Origin of the sequence: Halomonas sp. MMSF_3323, from assembly GCF_030733595.1 — a bacterium.
Classification (GTDB): Bacteria; Pseudomonadota; Gammaproteobacteria; order Pseudomonadales; family Halomonadaceae; genus Halomonas; species Halomonas litopenaei.
The window spans coordinates 60350-80986 of sequence record NZ_JASHIT010000006.1 but is presented as its reverse complement, the minus strand read 5'-3'; the positions used below and the strand labels follow the sequence as shown (position 1 = coordinate 80986).

Below are 20637 nucleotides of genomic sequence, written 5' to 3'. Positions count from 1 at the left end.
CCAAGAACAAGAAAATGCCGGGCCACCCAAAGGTGGCCCGGCTCTCTCTTATGGCAACTCTGGTCATGATGACCCAGGCCTACTCCACGTCGAGCTGCCCGTAATTACGCAGCATCGTCAGGAAGGCCTCCGACGACTGACCGTCCATGCTGACACCGCTCAGGGTGATCTTCTGATCGGCGTTGCTGTGCTGATCATCGAGCCCGCCATCGCTCTTGATGTAGAGCACGGTGCCACCGTCTTCCTCTTGGGCGAAGACAAAACTATCCAACGCCGACTGGTCAGGGTCAGTGCTCGAGGAGTCAAAGTCGTTGAGCAGATCCTCCAGGGACAGCTTGTCGGCATTCGGATCCATGCTCTGTGTCTGGTCCTCGACGTGGAAATCACTGACCACGTCGAGGGCCGGGTCGGTGGCACTGCCGGCGTCTCCCAGATTCCATTTGAAGGTGTCGGACCCCAGTCCACCCAGCAGGAAGTCGTCACCGGCGCCGCCAATCAAGATGTCATCGTTGGCGCTGGCAAACAATTGATCGTCGCCCTGGCCGCCTTCCAGAATGTCCTGGCCGCCATCGGCACGGGTCTTATCGATCAACTTGTCGTAGTTGGCCTTGATGAAGTCGAGCGTCTCTTCCTGGGTCGGCTCCGCACCGTTCTGGCGGGTCAGATAGTCGACCAGACCGTCGTAGCCACTACCGGCCTCACCACCGACGCCTGCGGGTTCGATCTGATCGCCGAACAGGATGTCGTCCCCAGCGCCCCCGATCAGATGGTCGTTACCCACCTCCTGCGGCACATCGGAAGACGAGCCACCATCGAGCGCGGTCTCGAACTCCTCGGCGGAATTGACGATGACTTCTTCACCGGCTGGCACCAGTTCATCGTCGGCATAGCTGTAGAGACTCTGAGTAATGTCATCTACTTCGAGTACGTATTGCGCGCTCGCGACGTTCTCTACAACAAATACCAACCTGTAAGTGCCACCCTTCAAGCTATTGGCGATGACCTGCTCGGTTCCACCGGTAGAACTTCTATCGTTGCCGTTTGCCACGAGGTCCCACTCGCCCTCTTCCGCCTGCTTCTCCAGCCGCCAGCTAATGTTGTCGAATCGATCGTCGCTCGCCGTCGTCGGAATCTGTGTGTGGTAAGAGAAGCTCAGACTGTAAAACTGGTTGCCCTCGGTTGGCTCCGGGATAGTGAAGGCTGCGCTGGTCGCGGAGACACTGTTGTCAGTTCCCCTATCGTCGATACGCAGCGAATTCCCATTGTTCCTGTCAATCGTGAGGACCCCCGTACCATCGGGGTCGTTTAGCGTCCACTTATCCAGTTGCCCCAGAACACTTTGATCATCTTTATCAAAGGTCGCCAGAAACTCCTTGGCGCCGACCAATTTTCCCTCGGCGTAAGGAAGAGGGACCAACTGCAGCCCATCCTCCGAGGTATTGTCAAACAGCCTGAGCAGCTGACTTGTCACACCGTCACCGATACCAATAGCCTCGACTTGACTAATCTCGGCAAGCTTCGCGTACGCCTTCAGACCTTCGGCAATATCAGCCTCATTGATTTCACTGTTCGAAGAATTTACTGCACTATTCTGATTCGGGCTTCCATCGCTCAAGAAATAAGCAACATTATTAAAGCCATTATCGCTCTTGCCCTTCACCCATTCACCAGAAGCTTCGAAGGCCGCTTGGTAGTTGGTTTCCCCCTTGGCAGTCAGGCCATCCAGAAACGCGTGGACGTCTCCCAGGTCGGCAGGAGACAGTGCCAAAAATTCGGCCTTGTCGTCTTCACTTACTGTGTCGGAAAAACCAAGGATCTGCACATTAATGATACCTTCAAATGTGGCTAACTCGTCGATCTTGGCTTTAAGAGCCTCAACCGCCACCTCAAACCGTGTCTTTCCGGTATCGTCAAGCTCGGCTGTCATGCTGCCCGACGTATCCAGGATAAAGGACAGGTTATAGTTCTGCGCCGGCTCCACCACGGTGTACTTGCCACCGGTGTCGCCGATCAGGACGTCATTGCCACCACCACCCTGGACGGTATCGTCGCTGTTGGTTCCAACCACCAGGGCGTCGTTGTCGGTGGCGGTCACGGTAATGGTCAGGCTGGCGTCACTGGCATCGCCGTCCCCATCGGTCAGCGTATAGGTAAAGCTCTCATCGACGGTCTGGCCCTTGTCGAGCGCCGCGACCTCGGCATTGTCACTATCAAGCGCGTAGCTATAGCCGCCCTGGGCGTCGAGGGTCAGGGTGCCGTACTGCCCCTTGATCACCAGCTTGCCGTCGGCATTCAACGAGGACACCGTGGTAGAACCCACGCTGACGGCGGTGACGCTGGCCCCGTCAGCACCGGGGGCATCGGCCTGATCACCGCTGGATGCCCCCGGACCACCGATCACGTTGCCGGAGACCGGCGCCATGTTCTCGATGATGGCGTTGGTGTCGCTCGTCGCCACCGGGGCATCGTCATCGATGACCACTGACAGGGCACCATCGGCCTGGCTGCCATCGGCGTCGACGATGGTATAGGTGGCATCGAACACCAGATCGTTTTCGTCGTTGCCGGCCGCATGAGCGAGCGCCTGGTGCAGCGTCACCTGATAGGCTCCACTGCTCTGATCGGTCAAGGCGATGGTGATCACGTCTTCGCTGCCGCCACTGCCATCGCTCGCCGTGCCGGTCAGGGTGTGGCCATCGCTGCTCAACTGGAAACTTACCGCTCGACCATCTGCCGTCTTCAGATCGCCCGGCAGGCTCGCGACGTTCCAGGTAAAGGCCCCGCTCGCCGCAGCGCCATCGTTGCCAAAGCTGTAGCCCAGTTTACCGGTCGTGACCGTGTCCTCACCCGCCACATCGCCGCTGCCGCCAGCGTTGCCACCGGCCAGGCCATCCTCGTCGAGGGTGGCCGTCGGGTTCAGGCTGCTCGGATCGCCATCGCTTTCCGGCGTGGACGGGATGGATGCCTCCCTGTTTTCCAGCGTCAGCGTGCCGCTGGCGGCATCCCCGTCGTTGTCGGTCGCACTCAGGGCGATGTCGATGCTGCCGGCCTCGGTCAAGGCCGAGTTCGACGTGCGCGTCAGATAGAAGGCACTGGCATTGCTGACGCCATACAAGTTGATGGCCTCGAACGGCTCATCGGTGTTTAGATGCACGTATCCGCCACTGGGGACGCCACTGATCCTCAGACTACCGTCAGCCAGCACCGTCACGTTGCCACCCGACGGCAATCTCACATCGTCTGGCGAAAGCGCAAGCACCCTGCCTTGCTGCTCGAAGGGTATCCCTGAACCGCCCCCATCACCGTCATAGACGATAGCCTGCAAGATATGGGAAGAGGTTGCCTGACTGAAAGGACCGCCGGCCGCGCCGGGGTTGATACCGTAGCTGAAGCGAACGACCTCTTGATGCTCCCCCCAGGACAGGCCTTGGCCGCCATAGGCGGCTGAATCGACAAAATCGAAGCGCATCACCTCGTTGGCACCGGTCTTCTGCGTTCCCGCATCATTGCGGTTGAACCCGCCAACAAAGAGCCGATCCGCACTACTGGCACTGTTGAAATTCGCGCCAATCGCACTGTTGGCATTGGTGTTATAGCCGGTAAACAACACGACCGGGGCATCGTCATCAGCGGAGTTGGTAAAGGTACGAGCGCTGTTTCCTCCCCCGAAGGTCTTGGCATCCCGTTGAACGAAACCAGATTGTACCTGGCCAGCGTTGATGCGCTCGAAGCTGGTGACATCATACTGTGACCCATCGCCGGACAGGCCCACCTCAAAGGCCACTGTGTCACCACCGACCGCTTGCAGGGTCGAGCCGTCGGCACTCAACTTCCAGAATAGCGGCCGAGTCACCAGGAAAAGCGCGTTACCATCCTGATCAAACACTCGCTGTCCATTGAGCGAGGCGTCGAAGCCGATATCGCGAAGACCGTCTGCGCCGGCCTCTTCGAAGTTGATATGGCCGCTGGAGCCCGTCACCAGGAGCCCGGTGTCTGCCACAAAATCAGAGGGAGTATCATCGATGATGGCGACATCCAGTTCGCCAGACGCCGTATTGCCCCGGACATCAACCACCTCAACAGCGAAGGTATCCGCGAATTCCGTATCCGTGGCCCCGCTCTGACTGTCGTTGTCGACCTTACGCTCCAGCAGATACTCGTAGCTGAGCGTACCTCCGCTCGCATCACCGCTGTATCCCGTCAAGGTCAGAGTGCCGTACGGGGTATCCAGGGCGACGGGATCGCCGGACAAGGCTTGCAGGTCGGCAAGCGTCAGGCTTCGACCTCCGATGCTCAGCGTCTCGAGTCCATCCGGCGTATCGACATCGAAGCTGCCGGCGCGTGTCAGTTCGCTGCTATTGCGCTGACTACCATCGGCCAGGTTGGCCTCGCTGACGACCAGTTCGGAAGCGAAAGGGTCGAGTCCGGCCAACTGAGCCCTGCCCGGCAGCGTAAGCTCCAGAGTCCCCTCGGCGGTGTCACCATCCCCGTCGGTTCCCTGCAGCGCCAGGGACAAAGCGTCGTCAGCATCGAAGGTCCCGTTCAGCCAGGTGTACTCGAAATCCCCCAGGGTAAAACCGACTCGCGTATTGGTATTCGTGGCGCGGATTTCGATCGCCTCGAACGCACTCTCGGTCTCGAGGACGAGTCGAGCGCCATCGGGAACCCCAGACACCGAAAGAGTTCCATCAGAATTCTCCACGATCGTCACGGACGCGGTAATGTCGTTTCCGGCGCCATCCAGAAAACGAAGCTCATCAGGGTCCAGGGCAAGCACATCGCCGCTGACCTCGTGCGGATGACCGCTGGTGTTGTCGTCGTCAGGCGCCAAGGCAATGGCGGTTACCTTGAACGATGCGGGTGTTGTCCGCCCATCCAGGTTGGCGAGGTCGACTACCTGTTCAAAACGAGTAACGCCCCGGTGTTGCTCCCAACTAGGCTCCTCGTCGGAAAAGCTCAGATTATCGACGAAGTCGAAACGTGCCACTTCGTTGTACGTGGTCCTGTCGTCACCGCCTGGTGCCAATTGGGTGCCGCCATCCGTTCTTAACCAGGACTCGCCCGGAAAATTGAAAGACCAGGCGGACACCACCACATCGGGGCCGCCATCGCTACCGTCAAACGCCACAAACCGATGGCCTTGAGTAGAGGTATTGTGCCCTTCATAGAAGACTTCTGTTCTGCCATCGCTGATAGCCTGGCCTGAGTCCGCCAGCGTCATGATGGCATCATCAAGGACATTCACCTCGTAGCTGGAGCCATCCGCCGCCAGAGCTATTTCGAAGGCCACGTCGCCACCGGCAGTCGTCGCCTCAAGCGTCTTTCCTCCATCGTTCAGCTGGTAGGTGAGACGTTCGCCATTTGAGGTCACCAGGGTCGCGCCGTTCAGGCTCAGCACAGCGCTGCCATCCAACGCCGAGGAAAACTGCACGGCGCCGATACCGTCGGCTCCCGCTGCATCTGCGAAGTTGATATCGCCAACGGTGCCTGAAGACAACACGCCATCGACGGTATCGAAGGCCACCGGCGTATCGTCATCGATCACTACCGTCAACTTGCCAATCGCCTTGCTACCATCGCCATCGGTGATGGTATAGCCGACGTCAAATGACACATCATTCTCGTCTTCGCGCTCGGCGTGCTCGAGCGCCTGATGCAGCGTCACCTGGTAATCGCCGGCGGCCTCATCTGTCAGCTTTATGGTGATGACTGACTCGGCGCCGCTGGCGCCGGCTACGCTGCCGGCCACGGTATGTCCACCGTCGACAAGTGAGAACGCGACCTTGCGCCCGTCTGCTGTATAGAGCTCGGGCAGATCCTTCAGATTCCATTGGAAAGCCTTGGTGCTGGCCGCACCATCGTCACCAAAGCGGTAACCCAGATCTCCGGTGGCGACAGTGAACTGTCCGTCCACATCGCCAGTACCCCCCTTGTTGCCACCGGACAAACCATCCTCATCGACGATCGCCACGGGGCTCTGGGTGGTCGGATCGGTGTCGGTCGACGGTGTGGTTGGCGTGGTGTCGGGCTCCACCGTCACGGTCAGCGTCGAGGACGCGGTGTCACCGTCGCCGTCGGTGAGGATGTAGTCGATGACCGCCTTGCCTTCGAAGCCCGCCGCCGGGGTGAAGGTGACGTTGCCGTCGCTGGTGAAGCTCACTGAACCCACACTGGCCCCGCCCTGCACCCTGGCCTCGGTCAGGATCGCGCCATCGGCACCCTGGGTGTCGCTGGTGCCGTCATCATTATTCAGCACGTTGTAGGATTTCGACGTACCTTTATCGGTGCTGGTGGTGTCGGCCACCGCACTCGGGCCATCGTCACCGATGTCGATAGTGAGATTGGCCGGGTCGGAGGTATCGCCATCGCTGTCCACCACCCGCACGCCGAAGGTCTCGGGCACGCTATCGTCCAGACCCGTTTTGTCCTTGTCGTCCTGACTCGCGCTGCTTGTCAGGGTGTACGACCAGTTGCCGTCGGTGTTCACCGTCAGGCTGCCGTAATCGCCGGTGACCGTGGTGCCATCGGTATTGATCGGGACCCAGTCGCCGTCCTTGTCCTTCACCTCGTAGCGCACCAGGTCATCGTTGCCGGTGCTGCTCTTGAACTGGCCGTCGGTGGTCTCGCTGTTGCTGGCGGCGTTACTGCCCGGGGACTGACCTGCACCGCCATCCAGTCCTGCTTCCTGCACGCTGTAGGCGCCATCGGCGGTCGTCGGATCGCCGTCCGGGCCGCTCGGGTCGATGGTCGGTGTGGAGTCCGCCGCCACCGTCACGGTCAGGGTCGAGGACGCGGTATCACCGTCGCCGTCGGTGAGGGTGTAGTCGATGACCGCCTTGCCTTCGAAGCCCGCCGCCGGGGTGAAGGTGACATTGCCATCGCTGGTAAAGCTCACGCTGCCCTGGCTCGGATTGCGCAGAGTGGCGGTGGTCAGGGAGGCACCATCGGCACCCTGGGTGTCGCTGGTGCCGTCATCATTATTCAGCACGTTGTAGCTGACCGCCGTGTCCTCGGCGGTGCTGGTGGTGTCAGCCACCGCACTCGGGCCATCGTCACCGATGTCGATAGTGAGATTGGCCGGGTCGGAGGTATCGCCATCGCTGTCCACTACCCGCACACCGAAGGTCTCGGCCAGGCTATCGTCCAGGCCGGTCTGATTGGTGCCACTGTGGGTGACGTTGTCGGTCAAGGTGTACGACCAGCTGCCGTCGGTGTTCACCGTCAGACTGCCGTAGTCACCGGCGACCGTGGTGTCATCGGCATTGACCGGGACCCAGTCGCCGTCCTTGTCCTTCACCTCGTAGCGCACCAGGTCATCGTTGCCGGTGCTGCTCTTGAACTGGCCGTCGGTGGTCTCGCTGTTGCTGGCGGCGTTACTGCCCGGGGACTGACCTGCACCACCATCAAGCCCCGCTTCCTGCACGCTATAGGCGCCATCGTCAGTCGCCGGATCACCGTCCGGGCCGCTCGGGTCGATGGTCGGTGTGGAGTCGGCCGCCACCGTCACGGTCAGCGTCGAGGCCGCGGTATCACCGTCGCCATCGGTGAGGGTGTAGTCGATCACCGCCTTGCCTTCGAAGCCCGCCGCCGGGGTAAAGGTGATCTCGCCATTGGACGCGAAGCTCACCGAACCCACACTGGCCCCGCCCTGCACGCTGGCCGCGGTCAGGGTCGCGCCATCGGCGCCCTGGGTATCGCTGGTGTCATCACTGTTGTTGAGCACGTTGTAGCTGACCGCCGAGTCCTCGGCGGTGCTGGTAGTGTCGGCCACCGCACTCGGGCCATCGTCACCGATGTCGATAGTGAGATTGGCCGGGGCGGAGGTATCGCCATCGCTGTCCACCACCCGCACGCCGAAGGTCTCGGCCAGGCTATCGTCCAGACCCGTTTTGTCCTTGTCATCCTGACTCGCGCTGCTTGTCAGGGTGTACGACCAGCTGCCGTCGGTGTTCACCGTCAGGGTGCCGTAGTCACCGGCGACCGTGGTGTCATCGGCATTGACCGGGACCCAGTCGCCGTCCTTGTCCTTCACCTCGTAGCGCACCAGGTCATCGTTGCCGGTGCTGCTCTTGAACTGGCCGTCGGTGGTCTCGCTGTTGCTGGCGGCGTTACTGCCGGGGGACTGACCTGCACCACCATCAAGCCCCGCTTCCTGCACGCTATAGGCGCCATCGTCAGTCGCCGGATCACCGTCCGGGCCGCTCGGGTCGATGGTCGGTGTGGAGTCGGCCGCCACCGTCACGGTCAGGGTCGAGGACGCGGTATCACCGTCGCCGTCGGTGAGGGTGTAGTCGATGACCGCCTTACCTTCGAAGCCATCCGCAGGGGTAAAGGTGATCTCGCCATTGGACGCGAAGCTCACCGAACCCACACTGGCCCCGCCCTGCACGCTGGCCGCGGTCAGGGTCGCGCCATCGGCGCCCTGGGTATCGCTGGTGTCATCACTGTTGCTGAGCACGTTGTAGCTGACCGCCGTGTCCTCAGCGGTGCTGGTGGTGTCGGCCACCGCACTCGGGCCATCGTCACCGATGTCGATAGTGAGATTGGCCGGGTCGGAGGTATCGCCATCGCTGTCCACCACCCGCACACCGAAGGTCTCGGCCAGGCTGTCGTCCAGACCCGTTTTGTCCTTGTCGTCCTGACTCGCGCTGCTTGTCAGGGTGTACGACCAGCTGCCGTCGGTGTTCACCGTCAGGGTGCCGTACTCGCCGCTGACCGTGGTGCCATCGGCATTGATCGGGACCCAGTCGCCGTCCTTGTCCTTTGCCTCGTAGCGCACCAGGTCATCGTTGCCGGTGCTGCTCTTGAACTGGCCGTCGGTGGTCTCGCTGTTGCTGGCGGCGTTACTGCCCGGGGACTGACCTGCACCGCCATCCAGTCCTGCTTCCTGCACGCTGTAGGCGCCATCGGCGGTCGTCGGATCGCCGTCCGGGCCGCTCGGGTCGATGGTCGGTGTGGAGTCGGCCGCCACCGTCACGGTCAGCGTCGAGGACGCGGTATCACCGTCGCCATCGGTGAGGGTGTAGTCGATGACCGCCTTGCCTTCGAAGCCATCCGCAGGGGTAAAGGTGATCTCGCCATTGGACGCGAAGCTCACCGAACCCACACTGGCCCCGCCCTGCACGCTGGCCGCGGTCAGGGTCGCGCCATCGGCACCCTGGGTGTCGCTGGTGCCGTCGTCATTATTCAGCACGTTGTAGCTGACCGGGGTGTCCTCGGCGGTGCTGGTGGTGTCGGCCACCGCACTCGGGCCATCGTCACCGATGGCGATAGTGAGATCGGCCGGGTCGGAGGTATCGCCATCGCTGTCCACCACCCGCACGCCGAAGGTCTCGGGCACGCTGTCATCCAGACCCGTTTTGTCCTTGGCGTCCTGACTTGCGCTGCTTGTCAGGGTGTACGACCAGCTGCCGTCGGTGTTCACCGTCAGGGTGCCGTAGTCACCGGTGACCGTGGTGCCATCGGCATTGATCGGGACCCAGTCGCCGTCCTTGTCCTTCACCTCGTAGCGCACCAGGTCATCGTTGCCGGTGCTGCTCTTGAACTGGCCGTCGGTGGTCTCGCTGTTGCTGGCGGCGTTACTGCCCGGGGACTGACCTGCACCGCCATCCAGTCCTGCTTCCTGCACGCTATAGGCGCCATCGGCGGTCGTCGGATCACCGTCCGGGCCGCTCGGGTCGATGGTCGGCGTGGAGTCGGCCGCCACCGTCACGGTCAGGGTCGAGGACGCGGTATCACCGTCACCGTCGGTGAGGGTGTAGTCGATCACCGCCTGGCCTTCGAAGCCCGCCGCCGGGGTGAAGGTGACGTTGCCATCGCTGGTGAAGCTCACGCTGCCCTGGCTCGGATTGCGCAGAGCGGCGGTGGTCAGGGTGGCACCATCGGCACCCTGGGTGTCGCTGGTGTCATCACTGTTGTTGAGCACGTTGTAGCTGACCGCCGTGTCCTCGGCGGTGCTGGTGGTGTCAGCCACCGCACTCGGGCCATCGTCACCGATGGCGATGCTCAGGGTGCCATCAGCGGAGGTATCGCCATCGCTGTCCACCACCCGCACACCGAAGGTCTCGGGCACGCTGTCATCCAGACCCGTTCTGTCCTTGTCGTCCTGACTCGCGCTGCTTGTCAGGGTGTACGACCAGTTGCCGTCGGTGTTCACCGTCAGGGTGCCGTAATCACCGGCGACCGTGGTGCCATCGGCATTGATCTCGACCCAGTTGCCGTCGCTGTCCTTTACCTCATAGCGCGCCAGGTCATCGTTGCCGGTGCTGCTCTTGAACTGGCCGTCGGTGGTCTCGCTGTTGCTGGCGGCGTTACTGCCCGGGGACTGATCTGCACCGCCATCCAGTCCTGCTTCCTGCACGCTGTAGGCGCCATCGGCGGTCGTCGGATCGCCGTCCGGGCCGCTCGGGTCGATGGTCGGCGTGGAGTCGGCCGCCACCGTCACGGTCAGGGTCGAGGACGCGGTATCACCGTCACCGTCGGTGAGGGTGTAGTCGATGACCGCCTTGCCTTCGAAGCCATCCGCAGGGGTAAAGGTGATCTCGCCATTGGACGCGAAGCTCACCGAACCCACACTGGCCCCGCCCTGCACGCTGGCCGCGGTCAAGGTGGCACCATCGGCACCCTGGGTGTCGCTGGTGCCGTCGTCATTATTCAGCACGTTGTAGCTGACCGGGGTGTCTTCGCCGGTGCTGGTGGTGTCGGCCACGGCCTCGGGCTTGGTATCGAGGATGTTGATGTCCAGACTGTCGGAACGGCTTTCACCGGCAGTGTCGGTGACCACTACCTCAAAGCGATCGACAACACTGTCATCGCCGGCCCTGTGATCCGCGCCTTGCGAGTTCTCGGTATAGCGATAATCAACGGCACCGTTGTCAAATCCGATGATTTCGAGCTTGCCCTGCTCGGTTTCTATCACCACCGGATTGTCGGCGGTAGCCTTTGTAATATCCGACCCGGCGATGGTCGCAGTGCCGATTCCTGCGCTGGCTGTCAGCAGCATCTCGCCTGAGACCGTCTCGCCACTGCCCTCCACTACGCTGTTGTCGCCGGCCGTGACGTCACCATCGCTGTCCTGGATCACCACATTGGGATCACCATCCGTGCTGCCGTCGATCAGCACGGTCAAGGTCGCAGTACTGATATCGCCATCGGCGTCCTTGACGGTGTAGCTGAAGGTCTCCATCAGATGCTCGCCATCATCAAGGGCCTGCACCGCCGCAATCACCGTATTGACGGAGTAGCTCCAGGTGCCGTCACCGTGATCGGTGAAGGTGCCATATCTTGCTGAAGTGTCGTCGAAACCTACGAAACTCAGTCCATCGGACCTGGCAAGGTCGTTATCCAGCAGGTCACCGGAAATCGGCGCACTGCTATCTTCGCCGACCCGGGCAGCGTCATCTTCAGCCAACGGCACGGTATCGAGGATATTGATGTCGAGGCTGTCACCGGCTTGCGACCCCCGGTTGTCGGTCACCACCACCTCGAAGCGATCAAACACGCTGTCGTCACCGGCAGAGTGGTCGGCTGGCTGACCGTCTTCGGTATAGACGTAGTCGATCGTCCCGGTATCAGGATCGAAGCCGGTGATCGCAAGGGTACCGTGCTGCCCATCGATCAGGACTGGCGTTGCGGCCGAAGCGCCCGATACATCGACGCCCGAGACAGCAACACGCGCCACACCGGCAGGAGCCGTCACTGTCACGCTGCCGGTGACAGATTGGCCACTTCCTTCAACGACGCTGTTGTCTCCGGCCGAAACGGAGCCCTCTCCCGCTTCGATCGGCGGTAGATCGGGCTCACCTTCCGCCAGGAAAACCTCTTCGTCGTCGGCGACGGGAGTCCCACCGCCCTCTACCGGCTCCAGCGACTCCACTGCTCCCGCCCCACCAAAGGAGTAGCTCTGGGGATCAACAGACTCGGAGATGCGCAACAGGCGCACGAAATCGAAGCCCTCTTCCGCGCCACCGCCACTTTCCCCCAGGCCAGGTGCCTCTATCGCCTCGAGCAGATCGGGTACCTCCGACTCGAGCAGACGCAACAGCTCCGCTACTTGCTGCTGGTCCAGAACCTCGACCGAGGAAGCGTCGCCCTGCCCCATATCCTCGGGCAACGAAACCTGCTGCGCATCGACCAGCGTGACACCGGGCCTGCCGTCCGCAAACTGCAGCGTCACGAGGGCGCCGTCCGCCGTGATGACGATATCGCCGACGTCCAGACGATCCCCTTCTTCCAGAGCGATGACGTCGCCATTCGGCCGTTTGACCCAGGCGTTTCCTTGCAATGAGCTGACAGTAGCGATGGTAACAGGCACGGGGACCTCGAGTTTTTCGTAACGGAGCGTAAGACAATGGCTAGTAAACTGGTACGAATAATACTACTTACGTTACACGTCGTTACACACTGTACCAATGGCCAATAGTCGCTACGATCAAGTAATGCACCTTCCGAGATACTGCTTTCCTCCTAGTCACCATAGAAAGTCATGCTTTTTGCTGCCACTTTTGTACGTTTTATCGTCTGTTTCATGCTGATTTCGGAACAGCGTGGTGCGAAATTGGCCCTTGCCAGGAGCGCTGGCGACGAGAACACGCAGACTGGGGACGCCTTTTGAGCTGACAGCTCGAGGCGCCTGGGAGGTAGAAACAGAAACGCCCGACTGGCCAGTCGGGCGTCGTCTTGTCGGTGAGACGTCAGTGAAGGGGTAGCTAGCGCATCAAGCGTCGGTGGTCTGCGATACCCGACGATCGAGCAGGCTTCGCCAGCGCATCAACACCGGCGCATCACTCAGGCTGACCTGGGACAGCAGGCGGCGAAACTCGCTTCGAACCGCATCGTCGTCGGGATCGACACACGTCAGCCAGACTTCCAGGGCCCCGAGCAATTGATGAAGGTTGCCGTCCCGCTCCGCCTGGGTGCGCGCCTGCTCGGCGAGGGTCCGTACCGCTTCGGCGTCGCGACCCAGGCGGTGGCGTACCAGCGCCAACTGGGTGGCAAGCTCCGGGACAAACAGCGTCGTACGCTCTCGGGCCATCAACAGACACTGATCCAGATAGTCTTCGGCCTGCTCCAGCTCCCCCATGGCAAGACAGGCGTCCACGTACCACAGGTTCGGACGCTGACTCGGGTCCCGGCCGGTCACTTCCGCCAGTTCCTCGTGGGCCGCCTGAAGCTGCTGCAGGCCTTCACGACTCCCCGCCAACGCCTGCTGCCATCCCAGTACCGCACGGGAGGCGACCTGCCATAGGTGCAGATCGGAGCTGCCGGTGAGCTCATACGCTCGCTGGGCCCGATTGGCCGCCTCGTGAACATGCCCAAGCTGGCGGTACAACGCGGAGGCGTACATCAGGGCCATCGCCAGACTGCCGGGATGATGGATCTCTTCCGCCAGGCGGATGGCCGATTCCACATGGCGTTCCGCCCGCTGGTAGTCGCCACGCAGACACAGCGCCCATCCCTGGAAGCAGGCAGCCGCCACCTGCGGGTGGTCAGAGAACGGCAACCACTCGATCATCATCGGCTTGTTCAGCGGATCCAGCTCTTCCAGATGGTCATAGGCCTGGCGAATTCTGCCAGCCCAGTACTCACAGCTTGCCCCGGCGTAGTCGGCCAGGCGCTGGTAGCGCGGGTCCTCAAGACGCAAGGCGAGATCGTTCAGCCGAGAGGCCAGCAGGAAGGCGTCGGCGTGGGCGTTGCGCTGACTGCAGCCAACCCATAGTCCCCACTTGACCAGGAACGCCTGCTCGAGATCGTCCTCATCCTCGAGATCGGTGGTGCACTCAGCCAGCAGCTCGCGTGCCTTGACGAAGCTCTCGTGGGCGGTAGGCGAACCATGCCCCTCCAGGGCGAAAGCGGCCTGACCACGCACCGTCAGCAGGCTGATTTCACGCTCAGCCTGAGGCTCGACCTGGCGCAGACTGGCGAGGCCGGCGTCGGCCATCTTCAGCGCCGTGCGATTGGCACTGACCTTGAGCGCCTCCCGGGCGGCAAGCTCGAAGTAGCGCGCGCCTCGAGCGTAGTGACCGCTGCGCCGCAGGTGCATGGCGAAGTCACCGGGATGACGACTGATCCACACCGGGAAACGTTCTTCGATCAACTGAACCACGCGGCGATGCATGTCGACCCGCACGTCACGCGGACAGGAAAGATAGGCTGCCTCATGCAGCAGCTGGTGGGTGAACTGAAATTCTCGCGCCCCCACGTCACCATCGGACGGCTCGATGATCTCGAGTCGACGCATTTCTTCCAGCGCCCGGCTCAGCCGTTCCGGCTCCCAACCGCTGCACTCGGCCAGAAAGTCGAAGCGGAAGTGGCGACCCAGCACTGCAGCGATGTGCGCCACTTCGCGATCGCCATCCAGTTGATCGATGCGACTGGTCAACAGGCCAAGCAGGCCGTGGGGCAGTTCGTCGAGCTGGACGCTACGCCCTTCCCGCCGGTCCATGTCGAGACGACGACAGATCTCCTGCAGGTAGAGCGGGACGCCATCGCAGCGCTCGATGATCTGGCCTCGCAGGCGCGGCGACAGATGCAGCCGATAGCGCCGAGCCAGCTGGGTCAACAGCCGCGATGACTGCATGGCATCGAGCCTGCCAAGCGCAATCTGCTGATCCCAGTGCAGTCGGGTGGGCAAGGATTCACGACCATGATGGCTGGCGATCAACAACAGCGGACAGTTGATCGGCAGCCGCGCCTGGAGGCCGGCCAGCACCTTGAACGATGGCTCGTCGACCCACTGCAGGTCGTCGATCATCAGTACCAGCGGACGTTCCTGTGACAGCTCATGAATCAGCCCATGCAGAAGCGCCACCACCGCTTCCACCGCCTCGCTGCTCTGCGCCAGCAGCGAGACTTCGTGAGGTTCGCGAATACCCATGGCCTCTTCGAGCCAACGAATATCGTCGTCATCCAGCTCGCTTAGCCCCAGGCGCTCGACCAACGCGGCCAGGCCCTCGCTGTCGATCTCGCCCCCCAGATGCCAGCGCACCAGGTGGCGCGCCACACCATAGGATTCCTGCACCGACATGCGGGTGTTGGGCTGCCAGCAGATGGTGGCGTCGCGACTCTGCTCAAGGTGACGAAACCCCACCAGCAGTGCCGACTTGCCAAGCCCCGATGGCCCCTTCACCAGCACGCTCTGACGCAGACCGATACCGGCCCGCGCCAGGGCGTCGCGCAGCATGCGCAGCGCGTTCTCGCGCCCCACCAGGCTTGGTGGCGTCGCGTCACGGCCGCCCTCATTGGTGCCCAGCACCAGGGCACGCAGGCGAACTCGGCCGTCGCTTGCCACCAACCGGGAAAACAACCTCGGTTGCAGGTCCAGCGCCGGCGGCATGTGCTGGCTGGCCTCCTGAGAAATGACGAGTTCGCTGCCCTCGGCGGCGCTCATCAGGTCGAGTGCCCGCTGGGTCACCTGACCCAGTGGATCCACCAGGTGGCGCGACGGCAGATAGACCACCTGGCCACTGTTCAGGCCCGCCGCCAGGGTCATGTGGGGCAGGCTCCCTTCACCGGTCCAGTGTCGCTGCGACTCTTCCGCCAACAGACGTCGACAGTGTTCGTACAGGGCCACCAGTTCGGCCAGCTGATGCGCCGGCCCATGGGTACCGAAACAGGCAAGCCCCAGCCCGCCCGTGGCCCCGGGCAACCAGAAGCCACCCAGATGGTGGCACTGCTTCTCGAGCCAGCGCATCAGTTCGATCTGCAATGCCAGACAGGCCCGCGTCTCGGCCCGGCTACCCATGTCGCCGTCCAGTGTCAGGCGAATCGCCATGACCGACAGCTGTCGGTGCTCGACCTCTTCTTCACCGAGCGGCGGACTGTCCATCGCCAGGGTCCGCGAGAAGGCGCCCTTGGGCGACAAGGACGGGTTTTCGGGCTGTCCGTCGGACCAGTAACAAGCCAACTGCAGGAAACTGGGGTCTGGCTGTTGCCCGGACAGCGCCAGCAACTGCAAAAAGGCGTTGTACTGCTCATGCGCCGCCGCCATCTGGCCTTGCTCGGCCAGTTGGCGCACCAGCTTTTCATGAAAGGGAGCGTAGCCGGAAAATCGGCTGACCAGCTCCTGCAACAGCGCATCGGGGATACTGCCCTCCTGGTCGAGCACGTCCTCGGCGAAGCGAATGACCCGCTGGCGCCACTCGTTGCGCACCTGAATCAGCCAACGCTGGAAATCGGGACAGGCCGGCAGCTGCAGCTCCTCCACCAGGTCGCCTCGATACAACCCCAGCAATTCTTCCAGGGTGTCGATGTCACGACTACCCTCCAGCAGCCGCTGCAGGTCATGAACATCGAACCCCCATTGCGCCGGCAGTTGAAAGGCGATGGTCTGGCGCGACACCGTCAACACCTTGTCGGCCTCATCCCCCAGCGACTGGCGCAGACAGTGAAGGGCATGTCTCAGGTTGGTGCGACCGGAGGACAACCCCTGGTCGGGCCACAGCAGTTCGGCCAGGGTCGCGCGGTTGACCGGCTGCTGATGCAGCAGCAGGTAGACCAGCAGCGCCTTGACCTTGTCGTAGCTGAATTGAACGAGGACATCGTCTCCCAGGTTGAGGGAAAAGTGCCCAAAGAGTGCCAGGTGGTCCTGGTCCGTTATCTGGGAAGCATCGTGTTGGGCGTCCCGCATGATGGTGTCCCTGCGTGGCGGTGCTATCGGCCTCAGGCCGGCACACCGCTGTGAAATCGAAAGGCGACGTCCGGGGTCGTCACAAGTTGCTCTTCGCGGGCCTTGAAGACCGCAATGCGCGCTTCTATCGGCGCGTCTGAAAGCTGGCTCGCCAGTGTGATGTAGTCCTCGAAGTGGCGTCCTTCCGACTTAACCAGACCTCGGTAGAACTTGGCAAGTTCGTCGTCGAGATGTGGAATAAGTCGCGCAAAGCGTTCACAACTGCGCGCCTCGATCAAGGCACCGACGATCAGCACATCCACCAGACGCTCCGGCTCATCGCGCCTGACCAGTTCCCTCAGTCCTTCAGCATAGCGCGATGCGCTGAGATGGCGGTACTCAATCCCCCTGGCGCGCATGATTTTCACGACCTGCTCGAAGTGCAGAAGTTCTTCACGGGCCAATTGCGACATCTTGGTCAGCAGGTCGACGTGATCCACGTAGCGATACATCAGACTCATGGCCGTGGACGCCGCTTTCTTCTCGCACTGGGCGTGATCGATCAACAACAGGGTTTCATTGTCCAGCGCCCACTCGACCCATGCATTCGGCGTCGCACACGGCAGGAAATCGAGAAGCTCCTCAGGCAGCGAGGTGTCGTGGTCGGGGCTGATGGTGACATTCATGAAAGCGGTTTCCATTGCTGGGCCCCATCGGGCCCGGACTCGAGATGAAGTGTCCGACGTTGTTCGGCGGCCTGCTGAAGGGCCTGGCTGATGGCGGCGTACAACTGCTGAGGCTGGTCCGGCACACCTGGGCGCAGCACGATACCGTAGGCTGCCAGGTCGCCGATACGATCACGCCCCACCCTCAGCAGCTCTATCACACGCGACGCCGCCGGCTGGGACGAACGAAAACGCACGCGATGGCGTCGCATCTGGCGCTCCAGCAGGTCTTCGTCGATCACCTCGACGAAATTCGCGGCAACCTCGATACGCAGAGCGTCCAGTTCTCCGATCCGCCTCTCACGCTCCTCACCATCCAGCGAGAACCAGCGCAGAATTTCCTGATCATGGCGCTGACAGCCGCGGCAGACGTTATCGCCCACCGTGGTCGAACACAGCCCGACGCAGGGCGACACCACAACTTGGGTCATCGTCGGACACCTCATCGTGCTAAAAATTGAATCGGCACATGGTAACGCCTGCCTCGAGCGGACACACCCCTACCCCAGTCGAATAGGCACGAACCGGCCTCGGCGACCAAAGTTCAAAGCCCGTCATGACGGGCTCTCTTAACATTGTCGACAGTTTATTCTAGAATCCCGGCCACCGTTGACAGCGTGTCCCTCACGTTCGAGCGAGACGCGTTCGAGCGTGACCACCACAAACCAATGAGGGCCCCCACGTGCTTGAAGCCTATCGCCAACATGTCGAAGAGCGTGCCCAGGAAGGCATTCCCCCCAAGCCGCTGAACGCCGAACAGGTCGCCGAACTGGTCGAACTGCTCAAGGCGCCGCCCGCCGGAGAAGAAGAGACTGTCCTCGATCTGCTGACCAACCGCGTTCCGCCCGGGGTGGACGAGGCCGCCTACGTCAAGGCCGGTTTCCTGACCGCCCTGGCCAAGGGCGAAGCCGAATCTCCGCTCATCGACAAGGTGCATGCCGTCAAGCTGCTGGGCACCATGCAGGGTGGTTACAACATCGCGACCCTGGTCGAACTGCTCGATGATGCCGAGCTTGCCAAGGAAGCCGGCGAGCAGCTCAAGCACACCCTGCTGATGTTCGACGCCTTCCACGACGTCGCCGACCGCGCCAAGGCCGGCAACGAGGTGGCCAAGGACGTGATGCAGTCCTGGGCCGACGCCGAATGGTTCCTGTCCAAGCCGGCACTGGCCGACAAGATCACCCTGACCGTGTTCAAGGTGCCCGGCGAGACCAACACCGACGACCTGTCCCCGGCCCCCGACGCCTGGTCACGTCCGGATATTCCGCTGCATGCCAACGCCATGCTCAAGAACGAGCGTGACGGCATCGAGCCCGAGGTCCCCGGCACCAAGGGCCCCATGGCGCAGATCGAAGCGGTCAAGGCCAAGGGCTTCCCGGTCGCCTACGTCGGCGATGTCGTGGGTACCGGTTCCTCGCGCAAGTCCGCCACCAACTCGGTGCTGTGGTTCTTCGGCGACGACATCCCCAACGTGCCCAACAAGCGTGCCGGTGGCTTCTGCTTCGGCGGCAAGATCGCCCCGATCTTCTTCAACACCATGGAAGACGCCGGCGCCCTGCCGGTCGAGATGGATGTGTCGAAGATGGAAATGGGCGACGTCATCGACGTCTACCCTTATGAAGGCAAGGTCTGCCGTCACGACACCGACGAAGTGATCTCCACCTTCGAGCTGAAGACTCAGGTCATCCTCGACGAAGTCCGCGCAGGCGGTCGTATCCCGCTGATCATCGGTCGCGGTCTCACCGACAACGCCCGCAAGACGCTGGGTCTGGAGCAGTCCGACGTCTTCCGTCTGCCCGAGCAGCCCAAGGACACCGGCAAGGGCTTCACCCTGGCCCAGAAGATGGTCGGCAAGGCCTGCGGCCTGGAAGGCGTGCGTCCCGGCATGTACTGCGAGCCGAAGATGACCACCGTCGGCTCTCAGGACACCACCGGTCCGATGACCCGTGACGAGCTCAAGGACCTGGCCTGCCTGGGCTTCCAGGCGGATCTGGTGATGCAGTCGTTCTGCCACACCAGTGCCTACCCGAAGCCGGTGGACGTGGAAACCCACCACACCCTGCCGGACTTCATCATGAACCGTGGCGGCGTATCGCTGCGCCCGGGCGACGGCATCATCCACTCCTGGCTGAACCGCATGCTGCTGCCGGACACCGTCGGCACCGGCGGTGACTCCCACACGCGTTTCCCGATGGGCATCTCCTTCCCGGCGGGCTCTGGCCTGGTGGCCTTCGCCGCTGCCACCGGTGTCATGCCGCTGGACATGCCGGAGTCCATCCTGGTGCGCTTCAAGGGCAAGCGTCAGCCTGGTGTCACCCTGCGTGACCTGGTCCATGCCATTCCCTACTACGCCATCCAGAAGGGGCTTCTGACCGTCGAGAAGTCCGGCAAGAAGAACGCCTTCTCTGGCCGCGTGCTGGAGATCGAGGGCCTCGAGGATCTTACCGTCGAGCAGGCCTTCGAGCTGTCCGATGCCAGTGCCGAGCGCTCCGCGGCGGGCTGCACCATCACCCTGTCCGAAGACTCTGTCTCCGAGTACCTGAAGTCGAACATCACCCTGCTCAAGTGGATGATCGCCAATGGCTACGGTGACAAGCGCACCATCGAGCGTCGCATCCTGGCCATGGAAGAGTGGCTGGCCGACCCCAGCCTGATGCGCGCCGACGCCGACGCCGAGTATGCCGAGGTCATCGAGATCGACCTGGAGCAGCTCAAGGAGCCGGTGCTGTGTGCCCCCAACGATCCGGACGACGCCCGTCTGCTGTCCGAGGTGGCAGGTCAGAGCATCGACGAGGTGTTCATCGGTTCGTGCATGACCAACATCGGCCACTTCCGTGCCGCCGGCAAGCTGCTCGAGAAGCAGCCCGCCGGCAGCCTGAAGACCAAGCTGTGGCTCGCCCCGCCGACCAAGATGGACCAGCACCAGCTGACCGAGGAAGGCTACTACGGCATCTACGGCCGCGCCGGCGCGCGCATGGAAATGCCGGGTTGCTCGCTGTGCATGGGTAACCAGGCCCGCGTCGCCGCCAAGAGCACGGTGGTGTCCACCTCCACCCGTAACTTCCCCAACCGTCTGGGTGATGGCGCCGACGTCTTCCTGGCCTCCGCCGAACTGGCCGCCGTGGCCGCCGTGGAAGGTCGCCTGCCGAGCGTCGATGAGTACCGCCGCTACATGGGCGAGTTCGACGCCATGGCCGGCGAGATCTATCGCTACATGAACTTCCACGAAATCGAGGAGTACCAGAAGGCCGCCTCGAACGTGATTCCGGTGGCTCAGGAAGCCTGAATCATCTGACGGTCAACGGC

The 20637-nt window shown here is 62.4% G+C and carries 5 protein-coding genes; 1 reads left to right on the top strand and 4 read right to left on the bottom strand.

Going from position 1 to position 20637, the window contains the following annotated elements:
• Positions 1-79: 79 nt before the first annotated feature.
• The 4 genes from RBB39_RS04345 to RBB39_RS04330 all read right to left on the bottom strand — a co-directional run bounded on the left by RBB39_RS04345 (position 80) and on the right by RBB39_RS04330 (position 17762).
• The gene (locus RBB39_RS04345) at positions 80-12313 is read right to left on the bottom strand and encodes a retention module-containing protein (RefSeq protein WP_306168853.1); all 12234 of its coding nucleotides are present in this window, start codon (positions 12311-12313) and stop codon (positions 80-82) included.
• A gap of 402 nt (positions 12314-12715) precedes the next feature.
• Positions 12716-16627 (bottom strand): AAA family ATPase, encoded by a 3912-nt coding sequence (locus RBB39_RS04340; protein WP_045994932.1) that lies wholly within the window; start codon positions 16625-16627, stop codon positions 12716-12718.
• 32 nt (positions 16628-16659) lie between these two features.
• Complete coding sequence (locus RBB39_RS04335) at positions 16660-17292, bottom strand: tRNA-(ms[2]io[6]A)-hydroxylase (protein ID WP_045994931.1); 633 nt, start codon at positions 17290-17292, stop codon at positions 16660-16662.
• Positions 17289-17762 carry a DUF1289 domain-containing protein gene (locus tag RBB39_RS04330; RefSeq protein ID WP_045994930.1) on the bottom strand — a complete coding sequence of 158 codons (474 nt, stop codon included), beginning with the start codon at positions 17760-17762 and terminating at the stop codon, positions 17289-17291. The genes RBB39_RS04335 and RBB39_RS04330 overlap by 4 nt, the downstream gene beginning before the upstream one ends.
• Before the next feature lie 251 nt (positions 17763-18013).
• Here RBB39_RS04330 and acnB point away from each other — a divergent pair, with 251 nt between their 5' ends.
• Positions 18014-20617, top strand: coding sequence for a bifunctional aconitate hydratase 2/2-methylisocitrate dehydratase (acnB, locus tag RBB39_RS04325; RefSeq protein ID WP_045994929.1), 2604 nt, complete (start codon positions 18014-18016; stop codon positions 20615-20617).
• Positions 20618-20637: the final 20 nt, after the last annotated feature.

Excerpts from the sequence above, each read along its gene's own strand:
- RBB39_RS04340 (WP_045994932.1), bottom strand. The coding sequence starts at position 16,627 with ATGCGGGACGCCCAACACGATGCTTCCCAGATAACGGACCAGGACCAC.
- RBB39_RS04335 (WP_045994931.1), bottom strand. The coding sequence starts at position 17,292 with ATGAATGTCACCATCAGCCCCGACCACGACACCTCGCTGCCTGAGGAG.
- RBB39_RS04330 (WP_045994930.1), bottom strand. The coding sequence starts at position 17,762 with ATGACCCAAGTTGTGGTGTCGCCCTGCGTCGGGCTGTGTTCGACCACG.